The organism is Flavobacterium aerium (assembly GCF_030766725.1).
Taxonomy (GTDB): domain Bacteria; phylum Bacteroidota; class Bacteroidia; order Flavobacteriales; family Flavobacteriaceae; genus Flavobacterium; species Flavobacterium aerium.
In genome coordinates, this window is sequence record NZ_JARQWR010000035.1 from 1 (window position 1) to 695 (window position 695).

Consider the following 695-nt stretch of genomic DNA (forward strand, 5'->3'; position numbering starts at 1 on the left):
AACAACACTAATTCAAGAACCATTACTACAGTAAGCCTAGAAGAGGCCAAAGCTTACCTTAATCACAATAAACTTTTCAATTCAGATAAAGAGGCCAAAGAAACAAAGGATACATTATCTACAATTTTTGTAACATTGTTCCAAGACCAAATTAGTCATGAACCATTGATTAATAGCGATCAAAAAATAACGGTAATTCCAGCAGTAATTGCTTATCCAAAATATTACAGTAGAGTAATATTATTTAAATTGGAAAATGAAATTATTGCACGCGTTTTTAGTACGCGACGCGACCAGAGTAGTACAGATGAAAACTTTACCGGAGTAATTCTTATTACTGATTTGGAAGGAAATTTCTCTAGTGGATATAATGTAAAAAATGGTATTATCACACACCAATTAGTTTATAATACAGGAGAACAAAGTAATAAAGGAGGTGTTCCACTTATACCAGATGACCCAATTGATGGTGGTATACTGGATCCTGTAAAAGTAGATGGAAGTAGTTCTCCTGGACAAGGAGGCATTAGAGATGTATGGTTAGCCTATGGACCACTAACAGGCCCAAATTCAAATCCTTCTAATTCTGGATGGTGGAATTATGGCGGAAGCAGTGGCGGAGCAGGAAATAATCCTGAGGAAGCAGCAACTACTCCTTGTAAAGAGATGAAGAAGAAGGCAAATGATGCAGAATT

1 protein-coding gene is annotated in these 695 nt (G+C 36.0%); it reads left to right on the forward strand.

The features are described 5' to 3' along the window. Nucleotides 1-695, forward strand: a 695-nt coding sequence (locus tag P6733_RS17865) for a hypothetical protein (protein ID WP_306354314.1), incomplete at both ends; no start/stop codon positions are given.